The following is a 26,672-nucleotide window of genomic DNA, read 5'->3' as shown; positions in this document are numbered from 1 at the left end:
GTGTTCATGGTGCTGGGGCTCAGATCTCAACGCCATGAATCGCTTCACGCTACCCAACGTGCGTGGAGTGCTTCAATAGGTTGATTTTTTCAACTTGATCAAGGAGAAATAGAAATGGCAACTGCAAAGAAAGCGCCGGCTAAGAAAGCCGCTGCAAAGAAGGCTCCGGCAAAGAAGGCTGTGGCCGCCAAGAAGGCTCCGGCAAAGAAGGTAGCCGCCAAGAAGGCTCCGGCCAAGAAGGTCGCTGCCAAGAAGGCTCCTGCGAAGAAGGTAGCCGCCAAGAAGGCAGCACCGGCCAAGAAGGCCGCTGCCAAGAAGGCTCCGGCGAAGAAGGCCGTAGCGAAGAAGGCGCCTGCGAAGAAGGCTGCTGCCAAGAAGGCGCCGGCAAAGAAGGCCGCCGCCAAGAAGGCGCCTGCGAAGAAGGCTGCTGCCAAGAAGGCGCCTGCGAAAAAGGCTGCGGCCAAGAAAGCCGCGAAAAAGCCTGCTGCCAAAAAGCCTGCTGCGAAGAAGGCTCCCAAGGCTGCTGCGCCCGCCAAGGCTGCAGCCGTAGCGCCTGCCCCTGCGGCGCAAACGACGCTGAATCCCCAGGCAGCCTGGCCGTTCCCCACGGCCAGCAAGCCCTGAGTTTCTCAGCGGCCTTGAAGGCGCAAAGCCCGGCACCTTGCGGTGTCGGGCTTTTTTATTGGCGCTTCTTCAGGAAGACGATCGAGGACCGAATCAGAGGCCTAGGGCCTTGCGATCGATCTCATAGTTTTGCGGGCCACGCTGCGCGATCTTGATCGCACCGACCTTGTTGCCCAGCGCCGCGCACTGCGCCAGCGGCCAGCCCTTTTCCAGACCGAACAACAGCGCACCACGCCATGCGTCACCACAGCCCGTGGGCTCGACCACTTCGGTGGCCACCACGCCCGGCACGTGTTCGCGCTCGCCGTCAGTCCAGATCTCGCAGCCCTCGGCCGCCAGCGTGACCACCAGGCCGCGCACGCGCTTCGAGATCTCGGCCAGGCTCCAGCCGGTACGCTGCGACAGCATCTTGCCTTCGTAGTCGTTCACCACCACCCAGCTCGCGAGATCGACGAAATGGCGCAGCGCCTCGCCGTCGAACATCGGCAACCCTTGGCCCGGATCGAACACGAACGGAATGCCCGCAGCAGCAAACTGCTCCGCGTGCTGCAGCATGGCATCGCGACCATCGGGCGCGATGATGCCGAGCTTGATGTCGTCGCGCGCGGCCACCTTCGTGATGTGCGCCTGCTGCATCGCGCCGGGGTGGAAGGCGGTGATCTGGTTGTTGTCGACGTCGCTCATGATCATCGCCTGCGCGGTGAAGGTGTCGTCGAGCTGGCGCACGAACTCGGTGTCGATGCCCAGCGAGCGCATGCGCTCGAGGTACGAGGCGCCGTCGCTGCCGAGCGTGGCCATCGGTAGCGCAGTACCGCCCAGTGCATTGAGGCTGTAGGCGATGTTGCCCGCGCAGCCGCCGAAGTCACGCCGTAGCGTCGGCACCAGGAACGACACATTGAGGATGTGCAGCTGGTCCGGAAGAATCTGGTCGGCGAACCGGCCCTCGAAAGTCATGATGGTGTCGAACGCGAGGGACCCGCAAATCACTGCTGCCATGGTTGAGCCGTTGGTTGAATGGTGGATGGAAAGAGAAAAGGACGCGTGCAGGCAAGCGCCCCGCTCAGGGATAGAAAGCCTCTACGCGGTAGCCCGCGATCGGCGGTAGCGCTGCGGCTTCCGAAGCGGACAAGGTCAGGGGCAGCGAGGCTGCGCGGTCGGCGCGGGCCTGCAGCACCGTCGGTGCGCCGTAGTCCGCCGGCAACAGCACGCGGCGCACCACGGCGCGCTCCTGCGTGTCGAGCAGCGAGAGTTCAACGGCGGGCATCGCGAGCGGCACAGTGGCGCCATTGCGCAGGGTAAAGCTCAGGCGGTAGTCGTTGCCTCCACTCTTCTCGCGCGCGAAGGCCGCGCCTTCAATCACGATGTCGCCAATCTGGCGCAGGGCCGCGAGTTCGCAGCCTGTGTACTGGCACAGCGCCGCGAGCGCGGGCCGCAGATTGGGCTGGCGCGCGGCAATACCGTCGCGCTCGTGGCGAATGATCTGCAGGATGAGCAGCAGCACAGCAATCACCGCCAGCAGGACCAGCACAACGCGCACACCCTTGCGCTGCCAGAAGCCGGTTGCCTTCTCGAAGGGCTCGTCGTCGTCCGCGAAGGGATGCCCTATTGGCAGTTCGAAATCCGGAGAGTGCGCAAGGTCGGACTCACTTTCGGCCTGCACCACCACAGGCGAAGCCTTCGCAGCTGCACGCTCCTCACGCGCCTTGGCGCTCGCGATCTTGGCCGACTTGATGCGAGCGCGGCGCAGCGCCTTCTGCATCTGCACCTGGTCGTGGTCTTTTTCTTCCTGCTCGCGCTCCCCTTCTGCGCCGTCGTCGCTCGCGCGCTCGATCATCAGCCCGCGCGTTGCCTTGATGCGCGGGGCGACGGGCAGCGGCGGCGCCGGGGGTGGCGGCGCGGGCGGCGGCGACGCGAGGTTCAGGTCGATGTTCGGGAACGGCGGCAGCGTGCTTGGTGGCGGCTTCCACTCGGGTTCGCTGACGTCGAGGTCGGACCATGGCTCGTCGGCGACGATGCCGTGTTCGGGCAATGACAGCGAGAACTCGAGCGGCGCTGACGGAGGTGGTGGTGGCGGCGCTGGTGTCGGTGCAGGCGCCGGAGCCTCCGGCGGCTGCACATGCCGAGGTTGCTGCTCGGGCTCGTCGTCGAAGAAATCCGCATCTTCGGCCGGCGAGTGGGGCTCCAGATCGGGCGCCGCCTTGGGCTCCGAGGCGGATTCAACCAGCCCCGGCATATAGCCAGCACCCTGCACCACCGGCGCCGCGTTCGCCGCAGCGCCATCAGGCGCCTCGTGCAGATCGAGCGTAGCGTCGAACACATGGCTGCACCGGCCGCAGCGCACCCAACCGTCCGAGATGCGAAGCTGGTCGCGCACCACCTTGAAGGTGGTGGTGCAGGCGGGGCAGCGCGTGACGAGACTCATGACCGGGCGATTGTAGGGTCGAGCCCTCGCCGCGGGAGGGGCGCAAGGCGGCTCAGCAGCGTGCGGTCATGAGGATCCAGCCGTCCTCGGTGTCGCTGACTTCAAGCGTTGCGTACGGCGCGTAGGCCTCTTTCAATTCATCGGCCTGGCGCTCGAGGATGCCGGCCATCACCAGCGATCCGCCCGCCTTCACATGGCTGCGCAACAACGGCGCGAGCACCTTGAGCGGCGTGGCCAGGATGTTGGCGAGCACGGTGTCGTAGAGGCCCTTCGCCACTTCGGGCAGGCCCGCGTTGAGCCGAACGCCGTTGGCCTCTGCATTGAGCCGGGTCGACGAAACCGCGGCTTCGTCGATGTCGACGGCGTCGATGTCGGCGGCGCCAAACTTCGCCGCGCCGATCGCAAGAATGCCGGAACCGCAGCCGTAGTCGAGCACGCGCTGGTTGGCCAGCACGCCGTCGCCTTGCGTCGCGATCCAGCGCAAGCACATGCGCGTGGTGGGATGCGTGCCAGTGCCGAAGGCCAGGCCCGGATCGAGCCGAATCACCTGCTTCGCCTGCTCGGGCGGCTCGTGCCACGTCGGCACGATCCAGAACTCGGGCGTGATCTCGACTGGCGCGAACTGCGATTGCGTCAGGCGCACCCAGTCCTGCTCGGGCACCGGCGCAATGCCAAGCACCTCGCAGCCTTCGAAGAAATCTTGCAGCGCGAGCACCGACGCAGCCTCTTTGGCGAGCGCCTCGTCGGGGAACAGCGCGATCACGCGCGAACGCTGCCAGCCCTCCTTCGGCGGCGGCATGCCAGGCTCGCCGAACAGCGCCTGCTCTGCGTCGGTCTGCGCGTCGGCGTCTTCCACCGACACGCTCAATGCATCGAGTGCATCGAGCGCTTCGCCGAGCGTTTCGACCCGGTCTTCCGGCGCCATCAGGCGGAGTTCGAACATCGCGGTGTTCCCGGCTCTCAGCGCTTGTGTGCGGCCAGCCACTCTTCGAGGTAGTGGATGTTGGTGCCGCCGGTCATGAACTTGGAATCGACCATCAGCTCGCGGTGCAGCGGGATGTTGGTCTGGATGCCTTCGATCACGGTTTCGTTGAGTGCCGTGCGCATGCGGGCCATGGCCTGCTCGCGTGTGTCGCCATAGACGATGATCTTGCCGATCATGGAGTCGTAGTTCGGCGGCACGAAGTAGTTGGTGTACGCATGCGAATCGACGCGAACGCCAGGGCCACCCGGCGGATGCCACATGGTGATGCGGCCCGGCGACGGCGTGAACTTCCACGCGTCCTCGGCGTTGATGCGCACCTCGATGGCGTGGCCGTGCATCTGGATCTGGCGCTGCGTGAACGGCAGCTTCTCGCCGGCCGCGACCATGATTTGCGTCTTGACGATGTCGATGCCCGTGGTGAACTCCGTCACCGGATGCTCCACCTGCACGCGCGTGTTCATCTCGATGAAGTAGAACTCGCCGTTCTCATAGAGAAACTCGAAGGTGCCGGCGCCACGGTAGCCGATCTTCTTGCAGGCGGCCGCGCAACGCTCGCCGATCTTCTCGATCAGCTTGCGCGGAATGCCCGGCGCGGGCGATTCCTCGATCACCTTCTGGTGGCGGCGCTGCATGGAACAGTCGCGCTCGCCCAGGTAGACGGCGTTCTTGTGCTTGTCCGCGAGGATCTGGATCTCGATGTGGCGCGGGTTCTGGAGAAACTTCTCCATGTACACGGCCGCATTGTTGAAGGCCGCGCCGGCTTCCGCCTTGGTCATCTGGATCGCGTTGACCAGCGCCGCCTCGGTATGCACCACGCGCATGCCGCGGCCACCGCCGCCGCCCGCTGCCTTGATGATGACCGGGTAGCCGATGGCGCGCGCAATGCGCTTGTTGGTGGCGGCGTCGTCAGAGAGCTCGCCCTCGGAGCCGGGCACGCAAGGCACGCCAGCCTTGATCATGGCCTGCTTGGCCGACACCTTGTCGCCCATCGTGCGGATGTTGTCGGGCGTCGGGCCGATGAACTGGAAACCGCTCTGCTCCACGCGTTCGGCGAAGTTCGCGTTCTCGCTCAGGAAGCCGTAGCCGGGGTGAATCGCTTCGGCGTCGGTCACTTCGGCCGCTGAAATGATCGCCGGCATGTTGAGATAGCTCTGCGCCGAGGGCGCCGGGCCGATGCACACGGCCTCTTCCGCGAGCTTGATGTACTTCGCGTCGCGGTCGGCTTCGGAATACACCATCACGGCCTTGATGCCGAGTTCGCTGCAGGCACGCTGAATCCGGAGGGCAATCTCCCCCCGGTTTGCAACCAGGATCTTCTTGAACATGGTCACTCGATGATGAACAGCGGCTGTCCGTATTCGACCGCCTGGCCGTTTTCGCCGAGGATCTGGGTGATCGTGCCGGACTTGTCGGCTTCGATTTCGTTGAGGATCTTCATCGCTTCGATGATGCAGATGGTGTCGCCTTCGTTGACCTTGCTGCCAACCTCGACGAACGCAGCAGCGCCCGGGCTGGACGAACGGTAGAAGGTGCCGACCATCGGCGACTTCACGGCATGGCCGGCCGGAGCGGCTTCGGCCGCCGGTGCGCTGGCCACGGGTGCCGCGGGAGCACCGGCTGCGGCCGGTGCGGCAGCCGCCTGAGGCGCCGCCAAGGTTTGCACATACTGCACCGGAGCGGCGCCGCCGCCCTTCACGATGCGAACCTTGCCTTCGGTTTCGGTGATTTCCAGCTCGGAAATATTCGATTCGGACACCAGATCGATCAGTGTCTTGAGTTTGCGCAGATCCATGGGACTCCAGTGCCGGCTGAGCCGGTCTTCAGGACATAACTTGTTCGAAAATCGTTGATTTTCGGCGTTCGGCGTCTAACGCCAGCGTAAGGAACTGATTCTAACCATGAACCAGTTCGCGCCGCCAAGTGTCCAGGTCGGTGGTCTCGAGCTTGCCCATTTTACGGGCGGCCACGGAGCCATTCGCATTCAGGACCAGCGTGAAGGGCAATCCGCCACCCGTATTGCCCAGATTCTTGACCAGTTCAGTGCCCTGAAGACCGGCCAGGCCGGTTGGGTAGGTGACGGGCGTGCGCTGCAGGAACTTGCGCACGGCACTGGGTTGATCGATGGCCAATCCGACCACTTGCCAGCCGTTAGCGCCATTTGCACGGAAGAAAGCGTCGATCATCGGCATTTCTTCAACACAGGGCGGGCACCACGTCGCCCAGAAGTTGAGCAGCAGCGGCTTGCCGCGCAGGCTCGACAGGACCAGGTCACCGCCCTCCGGGCGCTCGAAGCTCTGGGCCCAGAAAGCCGCGTCGAGCATCTCCCCGCTCGCTGCACCACTGCCGCGCTCCTTCCACCATGCGCCGCCGAGCCCGGCGGCCGCAGCCGCTGCCGCCACGCCGGCATAGAGCATGCCGCGTCGGGTGGGCGAAGAAGTCATTCACTTGTCCTTTTCTCGTTCAATCAGTCGGCGCAATGCGGGCAGATCGCCACGGGGCACGCGCCCCTGGGCATCGGGCTTCAGGGCCCCGCGCAGGTCGTCGAGGTCGTAGACCAGCAGGTGTACGCCGATTTCCTCGCCGAGCGCGCGACTCGGGGCGTGCACGCTCAAGGCCTCGACCTGCTCGCCATGAAAGCCGGTCACCATGCGCGGCTCGTAGTCCACGTGGTGATCGATCAGGGCGATTTCGGCCGATTTGGAATCATCGCAAAACAACTGAATATAAATGTCTGACAACCGCGTGGCCGTTCCATGCCACACGGCGCCGCCCACATGGGGCCGGAAAGCGGCCATGCGCTCCATCCATTCGAGCGCGAGCAGCCGCAATGCATGCAATTCCTGCGGCTGGGTGTCGGCGCAGAAAAGCTCGATGTACTCGCGCACCTCGGCCTCGACCTCGTCGTTGTTCGGCAGCGCGGTGCGTGCCGAAAGGCCCAGGTCACGCAGGGCCCGGCGCTTGGCCGGACCATATTCCAGTCCCTCCTCGACAACGAGGCGGGCTGCAGCGGCGGCAATTTCACGCTTGGACGTGTCCATCGGGGCATTTTGCCCGCAGTAGGCGCCCCACACATCAACATCAGTACGAAGCGCGGGACAAACACGTGGCCCAGGCACGGGCGCGGCACATCGCTTCCCTAGAATCGACCGATGCACATTCATATTCTGGGTATCTGCGGCACGTTCATGGGTGGCGTGGCCGCCCTGGCGCGCGAGGCAGGCCACCGGGTCACGGGCTGCGACGCTGGCGTGTACCCCCCGATGAGCGACCAGTTGCGCGCCCTCGGCATCGACCTGATCGAGGGCTTCGGCGCCGACCAGCTCTCTCTGGCGCCCGACATGTTCGTGGTCGGCAACGTGGTGTCCCGCGCTCGGCTGCCCGACGAAAGCCCCAAGTTCCCGCTGATGGAAGCCATCCTCGACGCCGGCAAGCCCTACACCAGTGGTCCGCAGTGGCTGGCCGAGCATGTGCTGCTGGGCCGCCACGTGCTGGCCGTGGCCGGTACGCACGGCAAGACGACGACCACCTCGATGCTGGCCTGGGTGCTGGAAAAGGGCGGCAAGGCGCCCGGCTTCCTGGTGGGCGGCGTGCCGCTGGACTTCGGCGTCTCGGCCCGGTTGGGCGACGGCCCGGCCTTCGTGATCGAGGCCGACGAGTACGACACGGCCTTCTTCGACAAGCGCAGCAAGTTCGTGCACTACCGGCCGCGCACCGCCGTGCTGAACAACCTCGAGTTCGATCACGCGGACATCTTCGATGATCTTGCCGCCATCGAACGGCAGTTTCATCACCTCGTGCGTACCGTGCCGAGCACGGGACGGTTGGTTGTGAACGCCACTGAAGAAAGCCTACAGCGTGTGCTGGCCCAGGGCTGCTGGAGCGAGCTCGCGCGCTTCGGCGCGAATGGCGAATGGCAGGCGCGCGGCACGCATGACGCCTTCGATGTGCTCCAGCGCGGCGAGGTGGTCGGCCGGGTCGAGTGGGAGCTCTCGGGTCTGCACAACCAGATGAACGCGCTGGCCGCCATCGCCGCAGCCGAACACGTGGGCGTGGCGCCAGCCGAAGCGGCCCGTGCACTAGGCAGCTTCCGCAACGTGCGCCGGCGCATGGAGCTACGCGGCACGGTCGAGCGAGGCGGCGGAGCGATCACGGTCTACGACGACTTCGCCCACCACCCGACAGCCATCCGCACCACGCTCGATGGCCTGCGCAAGAAGCTGGATGCTGCTGGCAAGAAAAGTGAGCGCATCCTCGCAGCCTTCGAGCCGCGCAGCAACACGATGAAGCTGGGCGTCATGGCGGCGCAGCTGCCATGGAGCCTGGAGGCGGCCGACTTGTCGTTCTGCCACACGGCCGGCCTCGACTGGGACGCCGCTGCGGCGCTCGCGCCGATGGGCGACCGCGCACAGGTGGCCGGGGCCATCGAGCCGCTGGTGAAGCAGATCGTCGCCGCGGCCCGGCCGGGCGATCACATCGTCTGCATGAGTAACGGCGGCTTCGGCGGCGTGCACGACAAACTGCTTGCGGCGCTGCGCTCGGCGGCGGCATCATGACCGCCATGTCGCCGCTCACACGCGCCCGCGAATTAATCGAAACCCTGAAGCTGCAGCCCCACCCCGAGGGCGGCAGGTACGGCGAGGTGTTCCGCTCGACATCGAGCGTCACGCCCGCCGACGGCCGCGCGCCGCGCAGCGCGCTGACCAGCATCTACTTTCTGCTCGAAGCGAATCAGCATTCGCGCTGGCATCGGGTGCTGTCCGACGAAGTCTGGGTGCATCTGGAGGGCGTGCCGCTCACGCTGTGGACCTGCGACGCCGCAATGCGCACGGCGCCGGCCCATGTGCGGCTGGGTCCGGTCGATGCGCACGGCACGCGTCCCCAGCACGTGGTGCCCGCCGGCCAGTGGCAGGCGGCCCGGCCGATCCAGGGCCACAGCTCAGGCGACTACACGCTGGTCGCCTGCATGGTCGGGCCGGGCTTCGATTTCGCCGACTTTTCGATGGTGCCGCCCGACAGCGACGAAGCTGCGTCAATGCGGCACCACTGGCCCGACCTGGCCGGAATGCTCTAGCCCGGGCTTCAGCCCCGGCGTTGCTTGACCGCCTTCGAGAGCGTGTCGAGCACCTGCACCGAATCGTCCCATCCCAGGCAGGCGTCGGTGATGCTCTTGCCGTATTCGAGGCCCGCCAGCTGGTCCTTGCCCGGCGTGAACTTCTGGGCACCCGGCTGCAGGTGGCTTTCGACCATCACGCCGAACACGCGGTTTGATCCGCCGGCGATCTGCGCAGCGATGTCCTTCGCCACGTCGATCTGCTTCTGGTGCTGCTTGGAACTGTTGGCGTGGCTGCAATCGACCATCAGCGTGGGCGACAGCTTGGCGGCTTCGAGGTCTTTGCAGGCGGCTTCGACGCTGGCGGCGTCGTAGTTCGGCGCCTTGCCGCCGCGCAGGATCACGTGGCAGTCGCGGTTGCCGTTGGTCTGCACGATGGCGACCTGGCCGTTCTTGTGCACCGACAGGAAGTGATGGCCGCGCGCCGCCGCCTGGATGGCGTCGGTGGCGATGCGGATGTTGCCGTCAGTGCCGTTCTTGAAGCCGATGGGCGCCGACAGCCCCGAGGCCAATTCGCGGTGCACCTGGCTTTCGGTCGTGCGCGCGCCAATGGCGCCCCAGGAGATCAGGTCGCCAATGTACTGCGGCGAAATCACGTCGAGGAACTCGCTGCCCGCCGGCAGGCCGATGCGGTTGATGTCGATCAGCAGCTGGCGCGCGATGCGCAGGCCTTCGTCGATGCGGAAGCTTTCGTCGAGGTACGGATCGTTGATGAGCCCCTTCCAGCCGACAGTGGTCCGCGGCTTCTCGAAGTACACGCGCATCACGATTTCCAGCGTGCCGGCGTATTTCTCGCGCTCGACCTTGAGGCGGCGGGCGTATTCGAGCGCGGCGGCCGGGTCGTGGATCGAGCAGGGGCCCATGATCACCAGCAACCGGTCGTCCTTGCCGGCCATGATGTTGTGGATGTTGCGGCGGGTGCCTTCGATCAGGGTTTCAACGGGCGTGCCGCGGATCGGGAAAAAGCGGATCAGATGTTCGGGAGGGGGCAGCACGTTGATGTCCTTGATGCGTTCGTCGTCGGTCTTGCTGGTTTTTTCGACGCTCGCATACCAGCTGTCGCTGGCCGGGGCAGTGTTCGTGCTCATGGTTGCTTCCTTGTTTGGAGTGAATATCGCAGGGGCAAAAAAAAACCGCCGGGGCTCAGGGCACCGGCGGTTTTGGGAGGGTGTTCGTTTGCTTTACGCGCTCGCCTCTCGTCCGCCGGAAACCGGGAACCAAAAGTAGGCAAAGAAATAAGCGCGGAGGGCGGACATGTGCGCGGAATGTAGCACGGAAAGCAAAAACCCGGTCAAGCGACCGGGCGTGGCGTTGTTTACCGGTAGCCTGACTCGTTGGCGTTGTGGATGATCCAGATCAGGTTGCCGCTGGTGTATTCGCCCATGCCGCCACCCGCGAAGATGAGGCGGCCCTGGCCCTTGTAGGTCATTTCGAAACGGTGGCGGTCGCTGCCGAAATAGAACGGGATGAAGGCCTTGCCCGTCACGTAGGCGCCCTGGTCGGTCGGCTGGCCCGCGAGGTCGGTGACCTGCCTGGCGCTCATACCGATCTGCAGACGCGCGAACTTGCTGTTGCGCGCCGGGTTGCCGGTGATTTCGCCTTCGTAGCCGTTCAGGCCCTTGACGGTGCGGCCGCTGCCGGCTTCGACCTTCGACGAGTCGACCACGTTGCCCTGGGCATCCATGCCGGCCTTCGAGCCGCCACGGGCCGGTGCCGCGGGGGCGGCAGCGGGTGCCGGCGCAGCCGCAGGCTGGCTGCCCCCGGAGCCGCCGCGCGACGCGCAACCTGCGCTTGCCAGCACCACCACGGCAGTCACGGCCCACAGAGCCGCGGACGAATTGATCCTGATCCTCATCGAACGCTCCTTGTTGTGAAAGGAGCGCAGCTTAACAAGCCCTCAGGCCGTACCGCCTACGGTCAAACCATCGATGCGCAACGTCGGCTGGCCGACGCCCACCGGCACGCTCTGGCCTTCCTTGCCGCAGGTGCCGACGCCCGAGTCGAGCGCCATGTCGTTGCCGATCATGGTCACGCGGGTGAGTGCGTCGGGGCCGTTGCCCACGATGGTCGCGCCCTTCACCGGATACTGGATCTTGCCGTTCTCGACCCAATAGGCCTCGCTGGCCGAGAACACGAACTTGCCGCTCGTAATGTCGACCTGCCCGCCGCCGAAGTTCGTGGCGTACAGGCCCTTCTTGATGCTGGCGACGATTTCCTTCGGATCCTTGTCGCCGCCGAGCATGTAGGTGTTGGTCATGCGCGGCATCGGCACGTGTGCGTAGCTTTCGCGGCGGCCGTTGCCGGTGGGCTTGACCTTCATGAGGCGCGCATTGAGCGCATCCTGGATGTAGCCCTTGAGGATGCCGTCCTCGATCAGCACGTTGCGCTGGCTGGCATTGCCCTCGTCGTCGACGTTGAGCGAACCGCGGCGGTCGGCGATCGTGCCGTCGTCGAGCACCGTGACGCCCTTGGCCGCCACGCGCTGGCCGATGCGGCCCGAGAACGCGCTCGAGCCCTTGCGGTTGAAGTCGCCCTCGAGCCCGTGGCCGATGGCTTCGTGCAGCAGGATGCCGGGCCAGCCGGAGCCGAGCACCACGGTCATTTCGCCGGCCGGTGCCGGGCGTGCGTCGAGGTTGGTCAGGGCGGCCTTCACGGCGTGGTCGACGTATTCAGCGATCTGCTCGTCGGTGAAATAGGCCAGGCCGAAACGCCCGCCGCCACCGCCGGAGCCGATTTCGCGGCGGCCGTTCTGTTCGGCGATCACGGTGACCGACAGGCGCACCAGCGGGCGCACGTCGGCAGCCAGCGTGCCGTCGGCACGTGCCACGAGCACCACGTCGTACTCGCTCGCAAGGCCCGCCATGACCTGCGCCACGCGCGGATCGCGCGAGCGGGCCAGCTTTTCGACCTTTTCGAGCAGCTTCACCTTGGTGGTGCTGTCGAGCGTGGAAATGGGGTCGATACCGTCGTAGAGCGAGCGGCTCGATGCGATCTTGCGGGCCGGCGTCTTCACACGGCCGGTGCGGCCGGCGGAAGAAATGGAGCGCACCGTGCGCGCCGCGTCGAGCAGCGAGGCTTCGGAAATATCGTCCGAATAGGCGAAAGCGGTTTTCTCCCCGCTGACCGCACGCACGCCGACGCCCTGGTCAATGCTGAAGCTACCGGTCTTGACGATGCCCTCTTCGAGGCTCCAGCCCTCGCTGCGCGTGTACTGGAAGTACAGGTCGGCGTCGTCCACCCGGTGCGCGGTGATCTCGGCCAAGGCCTTGCTCAGGTGCGATTCGTCGAGGCCGAACGGCGTGAGAAGGAGTTGTTGCGCCGTGGCGAGGCGCTCGATGGTGGGTTCGCGAGAGATCATCGTGACATTCTAGGCAGCCGCCCTCTTCCGCGCAGCCCCAAAGGGCACTCTGGCGCTAGTTCTGCGCCAGCTTCCTCGCCCGGGCGATCGACATCAGGATCCCCAGCCCCAGCCCCAGCGTCACCATGGCCGTACCGCCATAGCTGATGAACGGCAGCGGCACCCCCACCACCGGCAGGATGCCGCTCACCATGCCCATGTTCACGAAGGCATAGGTGAAGAAGATCATGGTGACCGCCCCCGCCAGCAAGCGCGAGAACAAGGTCGCCGCATTGGTCGCGATGACCAGCCCCCGGAAGATCAGCAGGATGAAGGCCGAGATCAGCGCCAGGTTGCCCATCAGCCCGAATTCCTCGGAATAGGCGGCAAAGATGAAGTCGGTGGTGCGCTCGGGGATGAATTCGAGGTGCGTCTGCGTGCCCTGCATGAAGCCCTTGCCGCCCACCCCGCCCGAACCGATGGCGATCATCCCCTGGATGATGTGGAAGCCCTTGCCCAGCGGGTCCTTGCTGGGGTCGAGCAGCGTGCACACGCGCTGCTTCTGGTAGTCGTGCAGCACGCGCCAATCGACCCCGTCGGCGCACAGCTTCGACTCGAAACCCACGATCAGCGTCACGGCCACCGCGCCGATCAGCACCGGCGGCACGATCAGCTTCCACGGCAACCCGGCAAAGAAGATCACTGCCAGCCCGGCGGCCAGCACCAGCAGCGAGGTCCCCAGGTCGGGCTGTTTCATGATGAGCCCGACCGGTACCGCCAGCAGCACCGTCGCCACCACGAAATCGAGCGGCCGCAACTGGCCTTCGCGCCGCTGGAACCACCAGGCCAGCATCAGCGGCATCGCGATCTTCAGGATTTCGCTGGGCTGGATCACCACGCCCACGTTGATCCAGCGCTGGGCGCCCTTCTTGGTGATACCGAACAGCGCCACCGCCACCAGCAGCGCCACGCCCATCGTGTAGAGCGGCACGGCGGCCAGCATCAGCCGCTGCGGCGGCACCTGCGCCACCACGAACATGATGAAGCCGGCCAGCAGCATGTTGCGGCCATGGTCGACAAAGCGCGAGCCATGGTCGTAGCCAGAGGAATACATGGTCAGCAGCCCGGCGAACGCGAGCAGCAGCACGGCGAAGGCCAGAAAGCCGTCGAAGCCCTGGAAGATGGGCGCAATGCGACGCGCCAGGGAGGGCTGATTGAACACGGCAGACATGGGGGCGGATTATCCCCGCCCTGCCTGCGACCTCAATCGAATTCGAGTTGAACGACCGTGCGCCCGGGTCGGCTTTCAACCGTCAGCCGGGCCCCGATGGCCCCCGAACGCTCCGCCAGCGCCCGCGGCCGATGCTTCACGGCGTCGAAGCCCTTGCCGTTGTCGATCACCCGCAGTTGCACCGTCGTGCCCTGCATGCCGGCTTCGAACCTCAGTACGGTGGCCTGGGCGTGCTGCAGCACGTTGGAGATCGCCTCGAACAGCAGGAACTGCAATTGCCGCATGCCTTGCGCGCCGAGCCGCTCTACCGGCTCCACCTCGTCCACCGCCCATTCGAACTCGATGCCCGAAGACGCCAGCCGGGGTTCCAGCCGGTAGCGCGCCGCTGCCAGCAGCGCACCCACGTCGCCCGGCGGCAGGTGGATCGAATCGATCTGCAGCTTGAGCTGGTCCAGCGAATCGCGCAGCGTGCGCAGCAGGTCGCCCGAGCTGGTCTGGCCCGACTGCAACTGCCGGATCGCCGAAGTGATGTGCGAGCCCATGCCGTCGTGCATTTCGCGCAGGATGCGTTCGCGCTCGTGGGTGCGCGCCTGGTCGCGCGCCGCGGCCTCGAGTTCGGCATATGTGGCCGCCAGTTCGCGTTCGCGCTGGGCCACCCGCTCGGCCAGGGCCGCGACCGATCCGCGCGCCAGCACGCTCGCCGCACGAAAGCGCCGCAGCACGATCAGCAGCAGCGCCACGCCGAAGAACACCGACGAATAGCGCACCCAGGTGGTCTCGCCATAGGCATCGCTGAGGCGGATCACCAGCCAGTCGCGCACGCCGAACATCACCGTCACCATGGCCGCACCGGCCACCAGCAGCCGCTCGGCACTCGGATTGCGCAGGGTGGCGAGGGCGAAGGCGCTGACAAAAGCGAGGACGAACACGATCTGGACAGCAAGCCAGCCGGTGAGCCACATCGGCTCCTCGCGTTGCAGCGACAGCGCGCTGAACAGCACCGTAGCGGCCACGATGCCCGCGATTGGCCAGCGCACCCACTGGTAGCGGCGGTCGCGCCCCCATCCTGCGAGGTGGTAGACGAACATCATGGAAGAGGCCGCCCAGCCCGCATAGCAGGCGGCCATCAGCACGCCCCACGGCCCCCAGGACAGGGGAGGCTCGGCGATCACGCCGTCGGCCACCCGCACCGCCCAGCAGAACTCCGCCAGCGCGGCCCAGAAGTAGATGCCGTCGCGCCGCTGGGCGCCCTTGGCATCGACGTCGACCTGCGTCAGCCACAGCGCCAGCGCGATGCCGCCGACGATCAGGCTGAACGCCATCAGCAGCACCGAGCCGGTGAAGCGCCATGCATAGGCGCTCTCGAAGAGTTCGGTGCGCACCGGCGCGGCCGGCCCGATGACCACTTGCGACAGCCCCGCACGCCGGGCGGTGTCGGCGTGCAGGCGGATCTGCAGGAGGTTGTCGCCCTTGCGCAGCAGGCGCCCGGGCACCGGCACGTAGATGGGCGCCTTGGCGTAGTCGGCGTCGTTGCTGCGGTCCAGGTCGCCGTAGACCTGCAGCAGCGCGTCGTTCAACTGCACCTCGAAGACGTTGCCGACGCGCGGGATGAAGATGCCCCACGGCGTCTCGGGCTCGGCCTCGAGCGTGAACGGCAGGTCGAAGCTCGCCATGCCGGGGCGGCCGTTGTGCTGGCGGTCCCAGTGGTAGGACAGCTCGACCGGCTCGGTGCGCGTGACGCCGTCGACCGTGGTCGTCACGGTGCCCTGGCGCAGTTCGATAGGAGCCTCGGACGCGGCAGCACCGGAGGCGCCGGCAATACCCGCGAGGAGCATCGCCAGCCATAGCATCAGCAGCGACGCCCATTTTGGTCGCATCTGTGCTCAGCCCGGATGAGACAGCAGGCCGAGACGCGTCGCTTCGAAAACGGCCTCGCTCTTGGAATGCACGGCGAGCTTTCCGTAGAGATTCTTGATGTGGGTCTGCACGGTGTGCACGCTCAGGCCTTTGAGTCGCGCGATCTCCGCATACGAGAAGCCGCGCGCGATCAGCGTCAGCACCTCGTGTTCGCGAGCCGACAACAGCCCGCGGTCGGATTCGTCCGCGGCTGCTTCAGGCGCCGCACCCGGCGGCGCGCCGGGAACGGCCGCCGATTGCAGGCTGCGGTACTTCGCGAGCACGCGCCGCGCGATCATGGGCGAGATCGGCGAGGCGCCTGCCTTCATCTCCACGATGGTCTGCGCAATGTCCTCCGGCGCGGCGTCCTTGTGGATGTAACCCACGGCACCCGCCTCGATGCTGGCGAGCACGTTCTCTTCGTCGCCGAAAACAGACACCACCAGCGGCTCGCAGCCGGGAAAGCGCGCCACGGCGTCGCGGATCACGTCGAGCCCGGTGCCGTCGGGCATGCCGAGATCGACCAGCAGCACGTCGGGAATGGTGGTGGTGCGGGACAGCCAGCCCAGCGCTTCCTGCACCGTGCCCGCACTGCCGAGCCAGAAAAGGCGCGGGCTACGCTGCACGCTGGCCTCGAAAAAGGCACGCGCGCGGCTATCGTCTTCGACGACTAGCACGCCCCAGCGGCGTAGCGTCGCGTCGTCCTGAGCCTCAGTGTTCATGGGCATGAGCATAAGCCCCGGCGCGCACCGGGAATCCATACACGCCCTCCCCCGTTCATGGGATGCCCACGATGAAGCATCGCCGCGAAACTTTCGCCGCTTTTTGCAGGGCATATCCCCCCTTCCCATGCAAATGAAGTAACCCGAACGTAGGCCATTCATGCCGCAGTGGTCAAGGCCTTAATACTTTTGAATTCCAGGCGCACGGCATACCCCGAACCGGGGCACGCGAAATGCCGGCGCGCCTCGGGCTCTCAGTAAGCTATGGCCTTACCGAAGAACCTCGTCCGGCGGGTTTTTTGTATGTTGGAAGCGGCCTCGCGAGAACAGACCTCATGCAGAATTACCCGTTCCCGGCAAGCGAGGTGCGACGCCCGCACCTCCCGTCTTTTCCTCGCATGGATCCGCAAACCACACACCTGCTTTACCTGCACGGTTTCCGTTCTTCGCCTCGTTCGACCAAGGCCCGGATCGTCGCGGAGCGCGTGGCGCGGCAGCATCCGAATCTGCAGTGGTGGTGCCCACAATTGCCGCCGTCGCCGCACGACGCCATCGACATGGTGATGAAGGGCATCGCGCACTGGCCGCGCAAGTCGATGGCGGTGGTGGGCTCGTCGCTCGGCGGCTATTACGCCACCTACGTGGCCGGCATGACGCGTTGCCGCGCGGTGCTGCTCAACCCGGCCGTGCATCCCGCGCGCGACCTCACGCGCTACATCGGCGACCAGACCGTCTGGCACGACCCGGCCGAGCATTTCTACTTCCGTCCCGAATACATCCACGAGCTTCGCGCGATGGAAGTCGGCCCGCTCACGCGGCCTGAACGCGTGTTCGCGATCATCGCCAAGGGCGACGAGGCGCTCGACTGGCACGAAATGTCCGCGCGCTACCCCGACAGCAACATCAAGCTGCTCGAGGGCAGCGACCATGCCCTGTCGGATTTCGAGAAAGCCCATCTCGACGACGTGATGGCCTTCATCAACCCGGTCTAGAACTCACCCCCAGTCTTCGCGCACTTCGTGTCGCTTCGCCAACCCCCTTGCAGGGGGCGATGCCTGCGGCCCGGCAAAGCCGGTTCCCCGGCATCCCTGGAATGGGATCGCGCCCGTTTCAGCGTGGGACAATCGAGAAATGTTTGTATTGTTTGAAGAAGCCGGCAAGTACCTCGGCGGCCGCGTGCTGTCGGAGGCCGAAGCATCGGCACAAGTCGAGCTCGAAACCGGCAAGCGCGTCAAGGTCAAGGGCGCCAACATCGTGCTGCGTTTCGAGAAACCGTCGCCCGCCGATCTGATCGCCGAGGCGCGCTCGCTCGCCGCCGCCCTCGATCTAGACCTTGCCTGGGAATTCGCGCCCGAGGGCGAATTCGCCTTTGCCGAGTTGGCCGCCGAATATTTCAGCGAGAAGCCCTCGCTTGCCCAGCAGGCCGCCGCCCTGTTCGCGCTGTTCGAAGCGCCGCACTACTTCCGCCGTGCGGGCAAGGGGCGCTTCAAGAAGGCGCCGGCCGAGATCGTGCAGCAGGCGCTGGCCGCCATCGAGAAGAAGAAAGTCATCCAGGCACAGATCGCCGAGTGGGCTGCGCAGCTGGCCGAGGGCGTGTGCCCCGCGCCGGTGCGCGAGCAGCTCTACAAGATCCTGTTCCGCCCCGACAAGAACGCTCCCGAATACAAGGCCGTGGTCGACGCCGCGCGCGCCACGCAGCGTCCGCCGCTCGACCTGCTGGAGCGTGCCGGCGCCATCGATTCGCCCTACCAGTTCCACTGGCGGCGCTTCCTGTTCGAAAACTTCCCCAAGGGCACCGGCTTCCCTGCGCTCGCGGCGCCCGCCATCGTGGACGACCTGCCCGTGGCCGCCGAGGTGCAGGCCTTCTCGATCGACGATTCGCAGACCACCGAAATCGACGACGCGCTCTCCGTGCAGGGCCTCGGCACGGGCACCATCACAGTGGGCATCCACATCGCCGCACCTGCTCTCGCGCTCACGCCCGGCAGCGCCATCGACAACGTGGCGCGTGCGCGCATGTCGACGGTCTACATGCCGGGCTACAAGATCACGATGCTGCCCGACGAGGTAGTCAACACCTACACGCTGCTCGAAGGCGGCGACCGGCCTGCCGTGTCGCTGTACGCGCGCTTCGACGAAGCCACGCTGGAGCTGCAAGGCACCGAAACGAAGCTGGAGCGCGTGCCCATCGTGGCCAACCTGCGCCACGACCAGCTCGACACCGTCGTCACGCAGCCCTGGCTCGAAGACGCTTCTTTCCAGAGCGACAACACGCCCGAAGCCGCCGCCAATCTGCGCACCCCGCTCTCGTTCCTGTTCCGCCTTGCCAAGCAGTTGAAGGCACAGCGCGAAGTGGTGCGCGGCAAGCCCGAGAACTTCAACCGGCCCGACTACAACTTCCGCCTCGTTGGCAACGAGGGCGAGCCCATCGGCAGCGAGCAGGTGCAGATCAGCACGCGCCAGCGCGGCGCACCGCTCGACCTGATCGTGTCCGAAGCGATGATCCTGGCCAACAGCAGCTGGGGCGGCTGGCTCGGCGAGCTGGGCGTGCCCGGGCTCTACCGCAGCCAGGCCAGCCTCGCGCCCGGCATCAAGGTGCGCATGGGTACGCGCGCGCTGCCGCACGCGGGCCTTGGCGTGAAGAGCTACGCCTGGAGCACTTCGCCGCTGCGCCGCTACACCGACCTCGTGAACCAGTGGCAGATCATCGCCGCCGCACGCCACGGCAAGACCGCGGCGCTGGCCGCGCCCTTCAAGCCGAAGGACGCCGACCTGTTCTCCATTCTCTCGGGCTTCGACGCGGCCTATGCCACGTACAACGCCTACCAGGGCGGCATGGAACGCTTCTGGACGCTGAAGTACCTGCAGCAGCAGGGCATCACCGAGCTCGAAGCCACCGTCATCAAAGACCTGCCGAACGGCGCGCTGGTGCGTGCCGAAATGCTGCCGCTGGTGTTCCCCGTGGCCGGCCAGCAGGAACGCGGTGCGCGCCTGCGGGTGAAGCTCGGCGAGATCGACGAGATCGCGCTCGACGTGAGCGGCACGGTGCTCGAACGCCTCGACACGCCGAAGGCCGATGCGGCCCTCACAGACGAAAGCGATGAGGGCGACGACGAAGAAGTGGTGGCCGGCCCCATCGCCATTGCCGTCGACCTGAGCGACAGCGAGGCCGCGCCCGAAAACACACCTGCATGAACCCCGGCGGATCGTCCGGAGAAATGCAGCCCCTGGAGGAATTTCGAGAATGAACTTCAAGGACCTCAGCACGCTACAGATTGCACTGGGCGTGTCGGTCATTGCGCATGCCGCACTGCTCGCGGTGCGCTTCGTCGATCCCGAGTCGTTCAACAAGGTCTTCAGCGACACGCCGCTCGAAGTGATCCTGGTCAACAGCAAGACCAACGACAAGCCCGACCCCGCCGCCCGGCTGCGGGCGCAGACCTCGCTTGCGGGCGGAGGCGATCTCGACAAGGGCCGCGCAACCAGCCCGCTGCCGCCGTCGAGCTTCACCACCATCGGCGACTCGTTCGAGGACGCCCAGCGCAAGGTCGATGCGATGCAGACCGAGCAGATGCAGATGCTCACCCAGCTCAAGCGCGACCTGGCCGCAATGCCCGCGCCCGACCCGCGCAACCCCGGAGACCCGACCGAGGCCACGGCGCAGGAAGAAAAGCGCCGCCAGATGATCAATCTGCTGGCCGAGATCGAGCGGCGCGTGAACGAAGAAAACGCACGCCCGAAGAAGCGCTTCCTGAGCCCCTTCACACGCGAGGCGGCCTTCGCCACCTACGTCGATTCGCTGCGCCGCCGGGTGGAAGCGCAGGGCACCGCCAACTTTCCGACGCTCGCCGGCAAGAAGCTCTACGGCGAGCTCACGATGACCATCACGGTCAACTTCGACGGCCGCCTGCTCTCGACAGTGGTCGATGAAAGCTCGGGCATTGCGTTGCTGGACAAGCGCGCCCAGGCCATCGTTGCCAGCGTCGGCAACTTCGGCACCTTCACCGACGCGATGCGCAAGGAGCACGCCGACCAGATCGTGATCCGGCCGCACTTCCGGTTCGCGCACGACGGGTCGGTCGAACTCTCCTCGCAGTAGAAGTAGACGCAACAAAAGAAGGCAGACGCCATGGACCTGTATTGCGTCATGGGCAACCCCGTCGAGCACAGCCGCTCGCCCCGCATCCACGCGCGCTTTGCCGAGCTCTGCGGCCAGCAGATGAGCTACGGCCGGCGGCTGATTCCGCTTGGCGCATTTGCCGAAGGCATCGCGGCCTTTTGCAGCGAAGCCGCCGAACGCGGCGACACCGCGCGCGGCTGCAACATCACCGTGCCCTTCAAGTTCGAAGCCGCCGCGCTGGCGCAGCACACCAGCGAACGCGCCCTGCTCGCGCAGGCGGTCAACACGCTGCGCTTCGACGCCGACGGCAGCATCCATGCGGACAACACCGACGGCATCGGCCTGGTCAACGACATCGTTCGCAACGCGGCCGTGCCGCTGCAAGGCAAGGCGCTGCTGCTGATCGGCGCGGGCGGTGCGGCGGCCGGCGTGCTCGGGCCGCTGCTCGACGCGGGCGCTTCGCGCGTCGTGGTGGCCAATCGCACCGTGGGCAAGGCCGTCGAGCTGGTGCGTCGCCATGCGGCCATTGCGCTGCGCCATGGCGCATCACTCGAAGCCTGGACGCTAGACGAAGTACCGGGTGCCTTCGACGTGGTGGTCAACGCCACCGCCTCCAGTCTTGCAGGCGACGCGGTGCCCGTGAAGGCCAGCGTGCTGCGCGCCGGCGGACTCGCGGTCGACATGATGTACGGCCCTGCGGCAGCGGGCTTCATGGCCTGGGCCAAGGCGCATGGCGCGGTCGCGCGCGACGGGCTCGGCATGCTGGTCGAACAGGCGGCCGAGTCCTTCGAGATATGGCGCGGTGTGCGCCCGCCTTCCGCGCAAGTGCTGGCCGAAATTCGAGCCGAGCTGAAATGAAGGCAGTGCTGCGCCTGATCGCCTGCCTCGTGGTGGCGGGCGTGGCACTCGAGCTGTTCTTCGTGGTGCGCATCGCGACGATGGCGGTGATCGATCCGCAGAGCACCGCGTTCCAGCGCTCCGAGGCTTTCCAGATCGCCATCCACCAGGGCAGCGGCGGCGGATGGCGGCAGGAGTGGGTGCCCTACGCGCAGATCAACGACACGCTCAAGCGCGCCGTCATCGCGAGCGAAGACGCCGGCTTCGTCGACCACAACGGCGTGGAGTGGGAAGCCATCGAGCGCGCGCGCCAGCGCAACGCCAGGGCCGAAGAGCTCGCGGCCAAGCGCGCAGCACGCGCGGCGGCGCGCGGAAGGCCGGTGCGGCCCGTGCAGCTGCGCGGCGGCTCGACCATCACGCAGCAGCTCGCGAAGAACCTGCTGCTGTCCGGCGAACGCACCTTGCTGCGCAAGGGCCAGGAGCTGGTGCTCGCCACGCTGCTCGAAGTGCTGCTCGACAAGCGGCGCATTCTCGAGATCTATCTCAACAACGTCGAGTGGGGCGAAGGCGTGTTCGGCGCCGAGGCGGCGTCGCAGTACTACTTCCGCAAGCCGGCCTCGCGCCTGAGCACCAACGAGGCCGCGCGCCTCGCGGTGATGCTGCCGAGCCCCAAGTTCTTCGAGCGCCGGATCGGCTCACCCTACCTGAGCGGTCGGGCGTCGACGGTCATGGCGCGGATGCCTGCGGCCGAACTGCCCTGACGGCCGCATCGCGCAGGCCCTCGATGGCCAGCACGGCGAAGAATCCGATCACATAGGCCAGCACGTCCCACCAGTCGGCCGTACTGCCGAGCACGATGCGCAAGGCGCGGTTCGAAATATGCAGGTGCCACGCCGCAGCAAGGTACTGCCCGAGCTCGACCGCAAGGCCCACGCCCAGCGCGGCCAACGCCAGCGGCAGCACGCGCGTGCCGATCACCGTCCGGAAGACGAAGTAGACCCACACCACGGCCAGCACGTCGCCGAAGAAGCTGCGCAGCCAGCCCCAGCGCGCACCGACGGTGGCCAGCAGCACGAGAACAAGAAACAGGGCCACCGCCCACACGAGTGAAAGAGGATCGAAACGCCATCGCATGGCCCGTATCATCGCGCCCATATGCTGGCAAAGCTCACGGGTTGGTTGTTGTTGGGAATCGTCCGGTTGCTCACTGGCGCGCAGGCGCGCTGGTATGGCTGTCCGCCGAAGGCCGAGCAGCGCATCTATTTCGCCAATCACCAGAGCCACGCCGACCTCGTGATGATCTGGGCGGCCCTGCCCGAAGAGCTGCGCAGCATCACGCGGCCGATCGCGGCGCGTGACTACTGGGCGAACACCCCGGTCAAGCGGTGGATCACGACGGAGGTGTTCAACGCGGTGTATGTGGAGCGACAGGCGACGGCGCCTGCTGCAGCCGCGGCACCTCCTGTACCCGCATCTGTGATGGCCGAAGCCCCGCCACAGCAACGCCCGTCGATGCCTGCCGAGCGCATCGAGCCCTCGATGGAGCCGCTGCTGCCCTTGACGCCGCCGGCACCGCCCGCAGAGACCGTGCCCGAAGCGCAGGGCCGACTCGACCTTCCCGAGCCGCCCGCTCCACCGCCGCCTCCTCCTCCAGAGCCGCCACCGCCCGCGGCGTCCGAAGAAGTCCCGGTCGCTGCACCGGCCCCAGCCATCGATCCACTCGCACCGCTCGTCGAAGCTCTGCGCAGCGGCGACTCGATCATCATCTTCCCCGAAGGCACGCGCGGCCACACAGGCGAGCCGCAGAAGTTCAAGTCGGGCCTCTACACGCTCGCCACCATGTTCCCCGACGTGGTGCTGGTGCCGGCATGGATCGACAACGTGCAACGCGTCATGCCCAAGGGCGAGATCGTGCCGGTGCCCATCCTCTGCTCCGTCACCTTCGGCGCGCCGATCCGCGTCGAAGCAGACGAAGAACGCCGCCCCTTCCTCGACCGGGCGCGTGCCGCCGTGATCGCCTTGCGCGACGTCTGACGACATGAACCAGTTCCTGCGCAGCCTCAGCCCGACCCAACAGGTCGCGGCACTTTTCCTGATCATCTTCGGCGTGCTCGTGATCGTGAGCACCACCGCCTTCTTCCTGAGCTTCAGGGAAAAGCGCAACCCCGTGCACGACGCCACCTGGCAGGCCGAGCTGGCGCACTTCCGCGCGCTGCTGGGCACGACCTGGTTCATGGTCATCATTTTCTGGATCGGCTGGGCGCTGGGCGAAACCGTGGCTACCGTGCTGTTCGCGCTGATCTCCTTCTTCGCGCTGCGCGAGTTCATCACGCTCTCGCCCACACGGCGCGGCGACCACCGCAGCCTCATCCTCGCCTTCTTCGTGGTGCTGCCGATCCAGTTCTGGTTGGTGGCCACGGCGCGCTTCGATCTGTTCACCGTGTTCATTCCGGTCTACGTATTCCTCGCGATCCCCGTGGCGAGCGCGCTGGCCAACGACCCGAGCCACTTCCTGGAGCGCAACGCCAAGCTGCAGTGGGGCATCATGGTCTGCGTCTACGGTATGAGCCACGTGCCGGCGTTGCTGCTGCTGAGCTTTCCGGGCTACGAGGGCAAGAGCGCCTTCCTCGTGTTCTTCCTGGTGTTCGTGGTGCAGACCTCGGTGCTGGTGCAGCACCTGATCTCGCGCCGCATGCAGCGCGCGCCCTTCGCGCCCAACGTGAGCCGCAGCTTCAACTGGACCAGCTGGGGCATCGGCATCGTGGTGGCGAGCCTGGTGGGCGCGCTGTTCTCGTTCATCACGCCGTTCAAGTTCGGGCAGGCGCTCGCGGTGTCGGTCATTGCGTGCATCGCGGGGTCGATGGGGCATCTGGTGATGAAGGCGCTCAAGCGCGACCGGGGCATTCCGAACTGGGGGCAGAAAGGCGTTGGCGTGACGGGGGCCAACGGCCTGCTGGACCGGGTCGATGCGCTCTGCTTCGCCGCCCCGATCTTCTTTCACTCCATCCGCTGGTACTTCAACGCCTGAACTTGGCACACCCCCAGGCTGCGCGCACTTCGTGTCGCTTCGCCACCCCCCTTGCAGGGGGCAATACCTGCGGCCCGGCAAAGCCGGTTCCGCGGTATTCCTGGAAGAACCCCAAGGACAGTTCGGGCCGCAGAGCGACGTGAACTGCTCAAGCCTTGCGGCGCACCACTCGGTCGAAGGCCTGCTTCGCCGCGCGGCCGAAGGCCTTGGCCTTCAACGCCTGCAGCTCGCGCGTCAGTCGCGTGCGCTGCTCGGCCGACAACGCCGTGCTGAAACGACCCAGCGCGGTTTCGAGCGCCGCGCGCTGCGCCTCCACGCGCCCCTGCCTGCCCTCGGCCTCGGCCAGCCATTCGCAGGCATTGGCAACGCGCTCGCGCAACGCGGCATCGCCTGTATCGCCGAAGCGCGCAATGAGTGCGCGATACGCCTTGACCTGCCCCACGGGATCGCCGAGCTTGTCGAGCGCCTTGGCCTTGTTGATCATCGACTTGGCGGCCCATAGCTGCAGCGTGCCTTCCCTCGCGCCGGTGGTGCGCGCGATGACTTCGTCGTAGCTGGCCACGGCCTCCTTGAGGCGGCCGGTGCGGCGCAGGGTGGCGCCCTTGCGAAACAGCGCGCCGACCACGCGCCCGCGCAGGTCCGGCAGCTCGGAGTTGCCCCAGCGCGCGACGATCTCGTCGTGCACCCGCATCTCGTCGTCGTGCAGGCCGAGGCGGTCGAGCGCGGTGCTCTTGTACTGCAGGCACAGCGCGACCGTCTCCTGCATTTCCGTCGACGGGTCGGCGCCGTAGCGTGCGTCCATTGAATCGGCGGCGGCTATCACTTCGGCAAAGCGGTCGAGCGCCACCAGGCAGAAGGCCTTGTGGACGAGCGCCCGAGCGCACTGGCGACGCAGCTCCGGGTGGGGTGATGCGGAATACGCGGCCAGCACTTCGTCGAACAGTGCGATGGCCTCTCGCGACTCGCCCGCATCGCCGTGCTTGCGACCCTGTTTGACCTTGTCGCGCACCTCGTCGCGCAGCTCGGGCGGCAGCTCCGTATCGGCCTTGCGCAGTCGCTTCAGGCAGGCCTGGCGGCCGGCGGTGGTCTTGGCCAGGGTGTCCTGCAGTTCGGGCGTGGGCGTGTCCTTCAGCTGCTTCGCGAGTTGCTCGTACACCGCGAGTGCATCCTCGGGCCGGCCGAGCCGTTCGAGCAGCACGAAGCCCTTGTTGAGCAGTGCGCCCGCCACGGTGCGCTGCACGCCGGCGTCGGTGTCCGCACCGAAGGTTACGAGCAGCCGCTCGCAGGCGGCCAGCGCGGCTTCTCCATCGTCCTGCTCGCGCAACCCCACCGACCAGTCGTAGGCACGGCGCACGGCCATGCGGCGCACCTGCGACGACTCGTCACGGCCGTAGCGGTCGAGCAGCCAGCCGACCAGCTCGGCGCGGTTCGCGTGCTCGTCGATGCCGAAGCCGTCGAAGAACAGCGTCAGCGCCCGCACGCCCTCGATGCGCAGCTCGGGCGCCGCGTCGGCGAGGCTGGCCTCGATCTGGTCGGCCACGGCCAGGCACATCACCTGGGCCTGTGCGTGCTGCGCCAGTTCGCGCAGGTTCAGCACCGAGGCCAGGCGCGCACGCGCCACGCGCAGCACCACGCCGGGGTCAGTGCTGCCATCGAAGCGCTCGATCACCGCTTCCAGCGTGGCAAGCGCGTCCTGCGGCAGGCCGCGATGGTGTTCGATCTCGGCCTTGAGCAGCCGGGCCTCCACGCGCCACGCGTCGAGCGCGGCATCGGGCTGGCTGTCGAGCAGCTCGCTCATGGCATCGCAGGCTTCGCAGCGCGCCTCGGGCTCGTCGATCCACCAGGTGCGCTGATACAGCGCGTGGGCGATGTGCTCGCGGATCGCGGGCTCGCTGCGCTGGCCGTGCGCAGCGATCAGGCGATCGAGCGTGGCGAGCGCGTCGGCGGGGCGATGCATCTGGCGCAGCATGTGCGCCAGCAGGCGCAGCGCCTGGCAGCAGGGCACGACCACGCCAACATCGGGCCTGGCTGCGTACTCGTCGAGCAGACGGGTACAGGCGGCCAGCGCCTCGTTGCGGCGACCCAGGTCGTTGAGCAGTTCGATGCGACGGAAGCTCGCGGCTGCGCGTTCGGCGGGGTGCTGCTGCAGGCGTTCGATCAAGGCTTGCGCCTCGTCCAGTTGCCGCTGCGCGGAGGACTCGACTACATTCACATTCGCTTCCTTGTGTGGCGCGCCCTGCGGAAAGCGGGGCAGACTGTACGAATCGGCACGGATTCTGCCCGCGATAGCGCTGCTTTCGAGCGATAGTTCGGTCCCTTCTCTCTTCTCTTTGCACTGGCGTAAGCCTTTTCGCTTCCTT

General features: G+C 66.6%; 25 protein-coding genes. 10 read left to right on the top strand and 15 right to left on the bottom strand.

Translation table 11 applies throughout. The features are described 5' to 3' along the window. Positions 1 to 114 precede the first annotated feature (114 nt). Positions 115 to 624 carry a histone H1-like DNA-binding protein gene (locus ACSFBF_RS29485; RefSeq protein ID WP_019656794.1) on the top strand — a complete coding sequence of 170 codons (510 nt, stop codon included), beginning with the start codon at positions 115 to 117 and terminating at the stop codon, positions 622 to 624. A 93-nt stretch (positions 625 to 717) separates the two neighbouring features. Here ACSFBF_RS29485 and ACSFBF_RS29480 read toward each other — a convergent pair whose 3' ends face one another. From ACSFBF_RS29480 to ACSFBF_RS29450, 7 genes are all read right to left on the bottom strand, one after another. Continuing rightward, positions 718 to 1,620: a carbohydrate kinase family protein gene (locus tag ACSFBF_RS29480; protein WP_093056209.1), complete on the bottom strand. Its 903-nt coding sequence runs from the start codon at positions 1,618 to 1,620 to the stop codon at positions 718 to 720. Between the two features lie 64 nt (positions 1,621 to 1,684). Further along, a complete protein-coding gene (locus tag ACSFBF_RS29475) occupies positions 1,685 to 3,046 on the bottom strand; it encodes a zinc-ribbon and DUF3426 domain-containing protein (RefSeq protein WP_435473185.1) in 1,362 nt (453 codons plus the stop codon). Between the two features lie 52 nt (positions 3,047 to 3,098). Beyond that, entirely contained in the window at positions 3,099 to 3,989 is an 891-nt protein-coding gene (gene prmA / locus ACSFBF_RS29470) for a 50S ribosomal protein L11 methyltransferase (RefSeq protein WP_435473183.1), read from the bottom strand. A 17-nt stretch (positions 3,990 to 4,006) separates the two neighbouring features. Next, positions 4,007 to 5,356, bottom strand: a complete 1,350-nt coding sequence (gene accC, locus ACSFBF_RS29465) for an acetyl-CoA carboxylase biotin carboxylase subunit (protein ID WP_108135768.1) — start codon at positions 5,354 to 5,356, stop codon at positions 4,007 to 4,009. A gap of 2 nt (positions 5,357 to 5,358) precedes the next feature. Next, a complete protein-coding gene (gene accB, locus ACSFBF_RS29460) occupies positions 5,359 to 5,823 on the bottom strand; it encodes an acetyl-CoA carboxylase biotin carboxyl carrier protein (protein WP_258351205.1) in 465 nt (154 codons plus the stop codon). Positions 5,824 to 5,923: 100 nt separating this feature from the next. Then, positions 5,924 to 6,472 (bottom strand): TlpA family protein disulfide reductase, encoded by a 549-nt coding sequence (locus tag ACSFBF_RS29455; protein WP_435473180.1) that lies wholly within the window; start codon positions 6,470 to 6,472, stop codon positions 5,924 to 5,926. Continuing rightward, positions 6,473 to 7,069 carry a hypothetical protein gene (locus tag ACSFBF_RS29450; RefSeq protein ID WP_435473178.1) on the bottom strand — a complete coding sequence of 199 codons (597 nt, stop codon included), beginning with the start codon at positions 7,067 to 7,069 and terminating at the stop codon, positions 6,473 to 6,475. A 111-nt stretch (positions 7,070 to 7,180) separates the two neighbouring features. On the opposite strand from ACSFBF_RS29450, the gene mpl reads away from it, so the two are divergent. Both mpl and ACSFBF_RS29440 read left to right on the top strand, forming a co-directional pair. After that, a complete protein-coding gene (gene mpl, locus ACSFBF_RS29445) occupies positions 7,181 to 8,584 on the top strand; it encodes a UDP-N-acetylmuramate:L-alanyl-gamma-D-glutamyl-meso-diaminopimelate ligase (RefSeq protein ID WP_435473176.1) in 1,404 nt (467 codons plus the stop codon). Then, the gene (locus ACSFBF_RS29440) at positions 8,581 to 9,102 is read left to right on the top strand and encodes a cupin domain-containing protein (protein WP_435473174.1); all 522 of its coding nucleotides are present in this window, start codon (positions 8,581 to 8,583) and stop codon (positions 9,100 to 9,102) included. The genes mpl and ACSFBF_RS29440 overlap by 4 nt, the downstream gene beginning before the upstream one ends. An 8-nt stretch (positions 9,103 to 9,110) precedes the next feature. Here the strand turns inward: ACSFBF_RS29440 and ACSFBF_RS29435 are convergent, their stop codons facing one another. The 6 genes from ACSFBF_RS29435 to ACSFBF_RS29410 form a co-directional block, all read right to left on the bottom strand. Beyond that, positions 9,111 to 10,229: a 3-deoxy-7-phosphoheptulonate synthase gene (locus ACSFBF_RS29435; protein WP_435473172.1), complete on the bottom strand. Its 1,119-nt coding sequence runs from the start codon at positions 10,227 to 10,229 to the stop codon at positions 9,111 to 9,113. Positions 10,230 to 10,456: 227 nt separating this feature from the next. Then, a complete protein-coding gene (locus ACSFBF_RS29430; RefSeq protein ID WP_435473170.1) occupies positions 10,457 to 10,996 on the bottom strand; it encodes a hypothetical protein in 540 nt (179 codons plus the stop codon). A gap of 42 nt (positions 10,997 to 11,038) precedes the next feature. Beyond that, a complete protein-coding gene (tldD, locus tag ACSFBF_RS29425; protein ID WP_093056227.1) occupies positions 11,039 to 12,499 on the bottom strand; it encodes a metalloprotease TldD in 1,461 nt (486 codons plus the stop codon). 55 nt (positions 12,500 to 12,554) lie between these two features. Further along, the gene (gene rodA / locus ACSFBF_RS29420) at positions 12,555 to 13,709 is read right to left on the bottom strand and encodes a rod shape-determining protein RodA (protein WP_258351212.1); all 1,155 of its coding nucleotides are present in this window, start codon (positions 13,707 to 13,709) and stop codon (positions 12,555 to 12,557) included. A gap of 32 nt (positions 13,710 to 13,741) precedes the next feature. After that, positions 13,742 to 15,586 (bottom strand): sensor histidine kinase, encoded by a 1,845-nt coding sequence (locus ACSFBF_RS29415; protein WP_435473167.1) that lies wholly within the window; start codon positions 15,584 to 15,586, stop codon positions 13,742 to 13,744. A gap of 6 nt (positions 15,587 to 15,592) precedes the next feature. Beyond that, positions 15,593 to 16,339, bottom strand: coding sequence for a response regulator transcription factor (locus ACSFBF_RS29410; RefSeq protein ID WP_093056233.1), 747 nt, complete (start codon positions 16,337 to 16,339; stop codon positions 15,593 to 15,595). A 386-nt stretch (positions 16,340 to 16,725) separates the two neighbouring features. On the opposite strand from ACSFBF_RS29410, the gene ACSFBF_RS29405 reads away from it, so the two are divergent. The 5 genes from ACSFBF_RS29405 to mtgA all read left to right on the top strand — a co-directional run bounded on the left by ACSFBF_RS29405 (position 16,726) and on the right by mtgA (position 22,045). Continuing rightward, positions 16,726 to 17,319, top strand: coding sequence for a YqiA/YcfP family alpha/beta fold hydrolase (locus ACSFBF_RS29405; protein WP_093056235.1), 594 nt, complete (start codon positions 16,726 to 16,728; stop codon positions 17,317 to 17,319). A 139-nt stretch (positions 17,320 to 17,458) separates the two neighbouring features. Continuing rightward, positions 17,459 to 19,522: a ribonuclease catalytic domain-containing protein gene (locus ACSFBF_RS29400; protein ID WP_435473164.1), complete on the top strand. Its 2,064-nt coding sequence runs from the start codon at positions 17,459 to 17,461 to the stop codon at positions 19,520 to 19,522. Positions 19,523 to 19,571: 49 nt separating this feature from the next. Then, entirely contained in the window at positions 19,572 to 20,426 is an 855-nt protein-coding gene (locus ACSFBF_RS29395; protein ID WP_435473162.1) for an energy transducer TonB, read from the top strand. Positions 20,427 to 20,456: 30 nt separating this feature from the next. Beyond that, positions 20,457 to 21,305 carry a shikimate dehydrogenase gene (gene aroE / locus ACSFBF_RS29390; protein ID WP_435473160.1) on the top strand — a complete coding sequence of 283 codons (849 nt, stop codon included), beginning with the start codon at positions 20,457 to 20,459 and terminating at the stop codon, positions 21,303 to 21,305. After that, positions 21,302 to 22,045 (top strand): monofunctional biosynthetic peptidoglycan transglycosylase, encoded by a 744-nt coding sequence (gene mtgA, locus ACSFBF_RS29385; RefSeq protein ID WP_435473158.1) that lies wholly within the window; start codon positions 21,302 to 21,304, stop codon positions 22,043 to 22,045. The genes aroE and mtgA overlap by 4 nt, the downstream gene beginning before the upstream one ends. On the opposite strand, the gene ACSFBF_RS29380 is transcribed toward mtgA, so the two are convergent. Beyond that, positions 22,011 to 22,430, bottom strand: coding sequence for a ribosomal maturation YjgA family protein (locus ACSFBF_RS29380; RefSeq protein ID WP_435473252.1), 420 nt, complete (start codon positions 22,428 to 22,430; stop codon positions 22,011 to 22,013). The two genes, mtgA and ACSFBF_RS29380, sit on opposite strands and share 35 nt — an antisense overlap. 9 nt (positions 22,431 to 22,439) lie before the next feature. Between ACSFBF_RS29380 and ACSFBF_RS29375 the strand changes: the two genes are divergently transcribed. Further along, a complete protein-coding gene (locus tag ACSFBF_RS29375; protein WP_435473156.1) occupies positions 22,440 to 23,318 on the top strand; it encodes a lysophospholipid acyltransferase family protein in 879 nt (292 codons plus the stop codon). Positions 23,319 to 23,322: 4 nt separating this feature from the next. Continuing rightward, positions 23,323 to 24,312 carry a phosphatidate cytidylyltransferase gene (locus ACSFBF_RS29370; RefSeq protein WP_435473154.1) on the top strand — a complete coding sequence of 330 codons (990 nt, stop codon included), beginning with the start codon at positions 23,323 to 23,325 and terminating at the stop codon, positions 24,310 to 24,312. A 148-nt stretch (positions 24,313 to 24,460) separates the two neighbouring features. Here the strand turns inward: ACSFBF_RS29370 and ACSFBF_RS29365 are convergent, their stop codons facing one another. Further along, positions 24,461 to 26,524: a tetratricopeptide repeat protein gene (locus ACSFBF_RS29365; protein ID WP_435473152.1), complete on the bottom strand. Its 2,064-nt coding sequence runs from the start codon at positions 26,522 to 26,524 to the stop codon at positions 24,461 to 24,463. Between the last annotated feature and the right edge of the window lie 148 nt (positions 26,525 to 26,672).

Source organism: Variovorax nivicola, from assembly GCF_051216475.1.
GTDB lineage: Bacteria > Pseudomonadota > Gammaproteobacteria > Burkholderiales > Burkholderiaceae_C > Variovorax.
The sequence above is the reverse complement of the archived record's forward strand: the minus strand, read 5'-3'. Positions and strand labels throughout refer to the sequence as shown.

Excerpts from the sequence above, each read along its gene's own strand:
- ACSFBF_RS29485 (WP_019656794.1), top strand. The coding sequence starts at position 115 with ATGGCAACTGCAAAGAAAGCGCCGGCTAAGAAAGCCGCTGCAAAGAAG.
- ACSFBF_RS29480 (WP_093056209.1), bottom strand. The coding sequence starts at position 1,620 with ATGGCAGCAGTGATTTGCGGGTCCCTCGCGTTCGACACCATCATGACT.
- ACSFBF_RS29475 (WP_435473185.1), bottom strand. The coding sequence starts at position 3,046 with ATGAGTCTCGTCACGCGCTGCCCCGCCTGCACCACCACCTTCAAGGTG.
- prmA (WP_435473183.1), bottom strand. The coding sequence starts at position 3,989 with ATGTTCGAACTCCGCCTGATGGCGCCGGAAGACCGGGTCGAAACGCTC.
- accC (WP_108135768.1), bottom strand. The coding sequence starts at position 5,356 with ATGTTCAAGAAGATCCTGGTTGCAAACCGGGGGGAGATTGCCCTCCGG.
- accB (WP_258351205.1), bottom strand. The coding sequence starts at position 5,823 with ATGGATCTGCGCAAACTCAAGACACTGATCGATCTGGTGTCCGAATCG.
- ACSFBF_RS29455 (WP_435473180.1), bottom strand. The coding sequence starts at position 6,472 with ATGACTTCTTCGCCCACCCGACGCGGCATGCTCTATGCCGGCGTGGCG.
- ACSFBF_RS29450 (WP_435473178.1), bottom strand. The coding sequence starts at position 7,069 with ATGGACACGTCCAAGCGTGAAATTGCCGCCGCTGCAGCCCGCCTCGTT.
- mpl (WP_435473176.1), top strand. The coding sequence starts at position 7,181 with ATGCACATTCATATTCTGGGTATCTGCGGCACGTTCATGGGTGGCGTG.
- ACSFBF_RS29440 (WP_435473174.1), top strand. The coding sequence starts at position 8,581 with ATGACCGCCATGTCGCCGCTCACACGCGCCCGCGAATTAATCGAAACC.
- ACSFBF_RS29435 (WP_435473172.1), bottom strand. The coding sequence starts at position 10,229 with ATGAGCACGAACACTGCCCCGGCCAGCGACAGCTGGTATGCGAGCGTC.
- ACSFBF_RS29430 (WP_435473170.1), bottom strand. The coding sequence starts at position 10,996 with ATGAGGATCAGGATCAATTCGTCCGCGGCTCTGTGGGCCGTGACTGCC.
- tldD (WP_093056227.1), bottom strand. The coding sequence starts at position 12,499 with ATGATCTCTCGCGAACCCACCATCGAGCGCCTCGCCACGGCGCAACAA.
- rodA (WP_258351212.1), bottom strand. The coding sequence starts at position 13,709 with ATGTCTGCCGTGTTCAATCAGCCCTCCCTGGCGCGTCGCATTGCGCCC.
- ACSFBF_RS29415 (WP_435473167.1), bottom strand. The coding sequence starts at position 15,586 with ATGCGACCAAAATGGGCGTCGCTGCTGATGCTATGGCTGGCGATGCTC.
- ACSFBF_RS29410 (WP_093056233.1), bottom strand. The coding sequence starts at position 16,339 with ATGCTCATGCCCATGAACACTGAGGCTCAGGACGACGCGACGCTACGC.
- ACSFBF_RS29405 (WP_093056235.1), top strand. The coding sequence starts at position 16,726 with ATGGATCCGCAAACCACACACCTGCTTTACCTGCACGGTTTCCGTTCT.
- ACSFBF_RS29400 (WP_435473164.1), top strand. The coding sequence starts at position 17,459 with ATGTTTGTATTGTTTGAAGAAGCCGGCAAGTACCTCGGCGGCCGCGTG.
- ACSFBF_RS29395 (WP_435473162.1), top strand. The coding sequence starts at position 19,572 with ATGAACTTCAAGGACCTCAGCACGCTACAGATTGCACTGGGCGTGTCG.
- aroE (WP_435473160.1), top strand. The coding sequence starts at position 20,457 with ATGGACCTGTATTGCGTCATGGGCAACCCCGTCGAGCACAGCCGCTCG.
- mtgA (WP_435473158.1), top strand. The coding sequence starts at position 21,302 with ATGAAGGCAGTGCTGCGCCTGATCGCCTGCCTCGTGGTGGCGGGCGTG.
- ACSFBF_RS29380 (WP_435473252.1), bottom strand. The coding sequence starts at position 22,430 with ATGATACGGGCCATGCGATGGCGTTTCGATCCTCTTTCACTCGTGTGG.
- ACSFBF_RS29375 (WP_435473156.1), top strand. The coding sequence starts at position 22,440 with ATGCTGGCAAAGCTCACGGGTTGGTTGTTGTTGGGAATCGTCCGGTTG.
- ACSFBF_RS29370 (WP_435473154.1), top strand. The coding sequence starts at position 23,323 with ATGAACCAGTTCCTGCGCAGCCTCAGCCCGACCCAACAGGTCGCGGCA.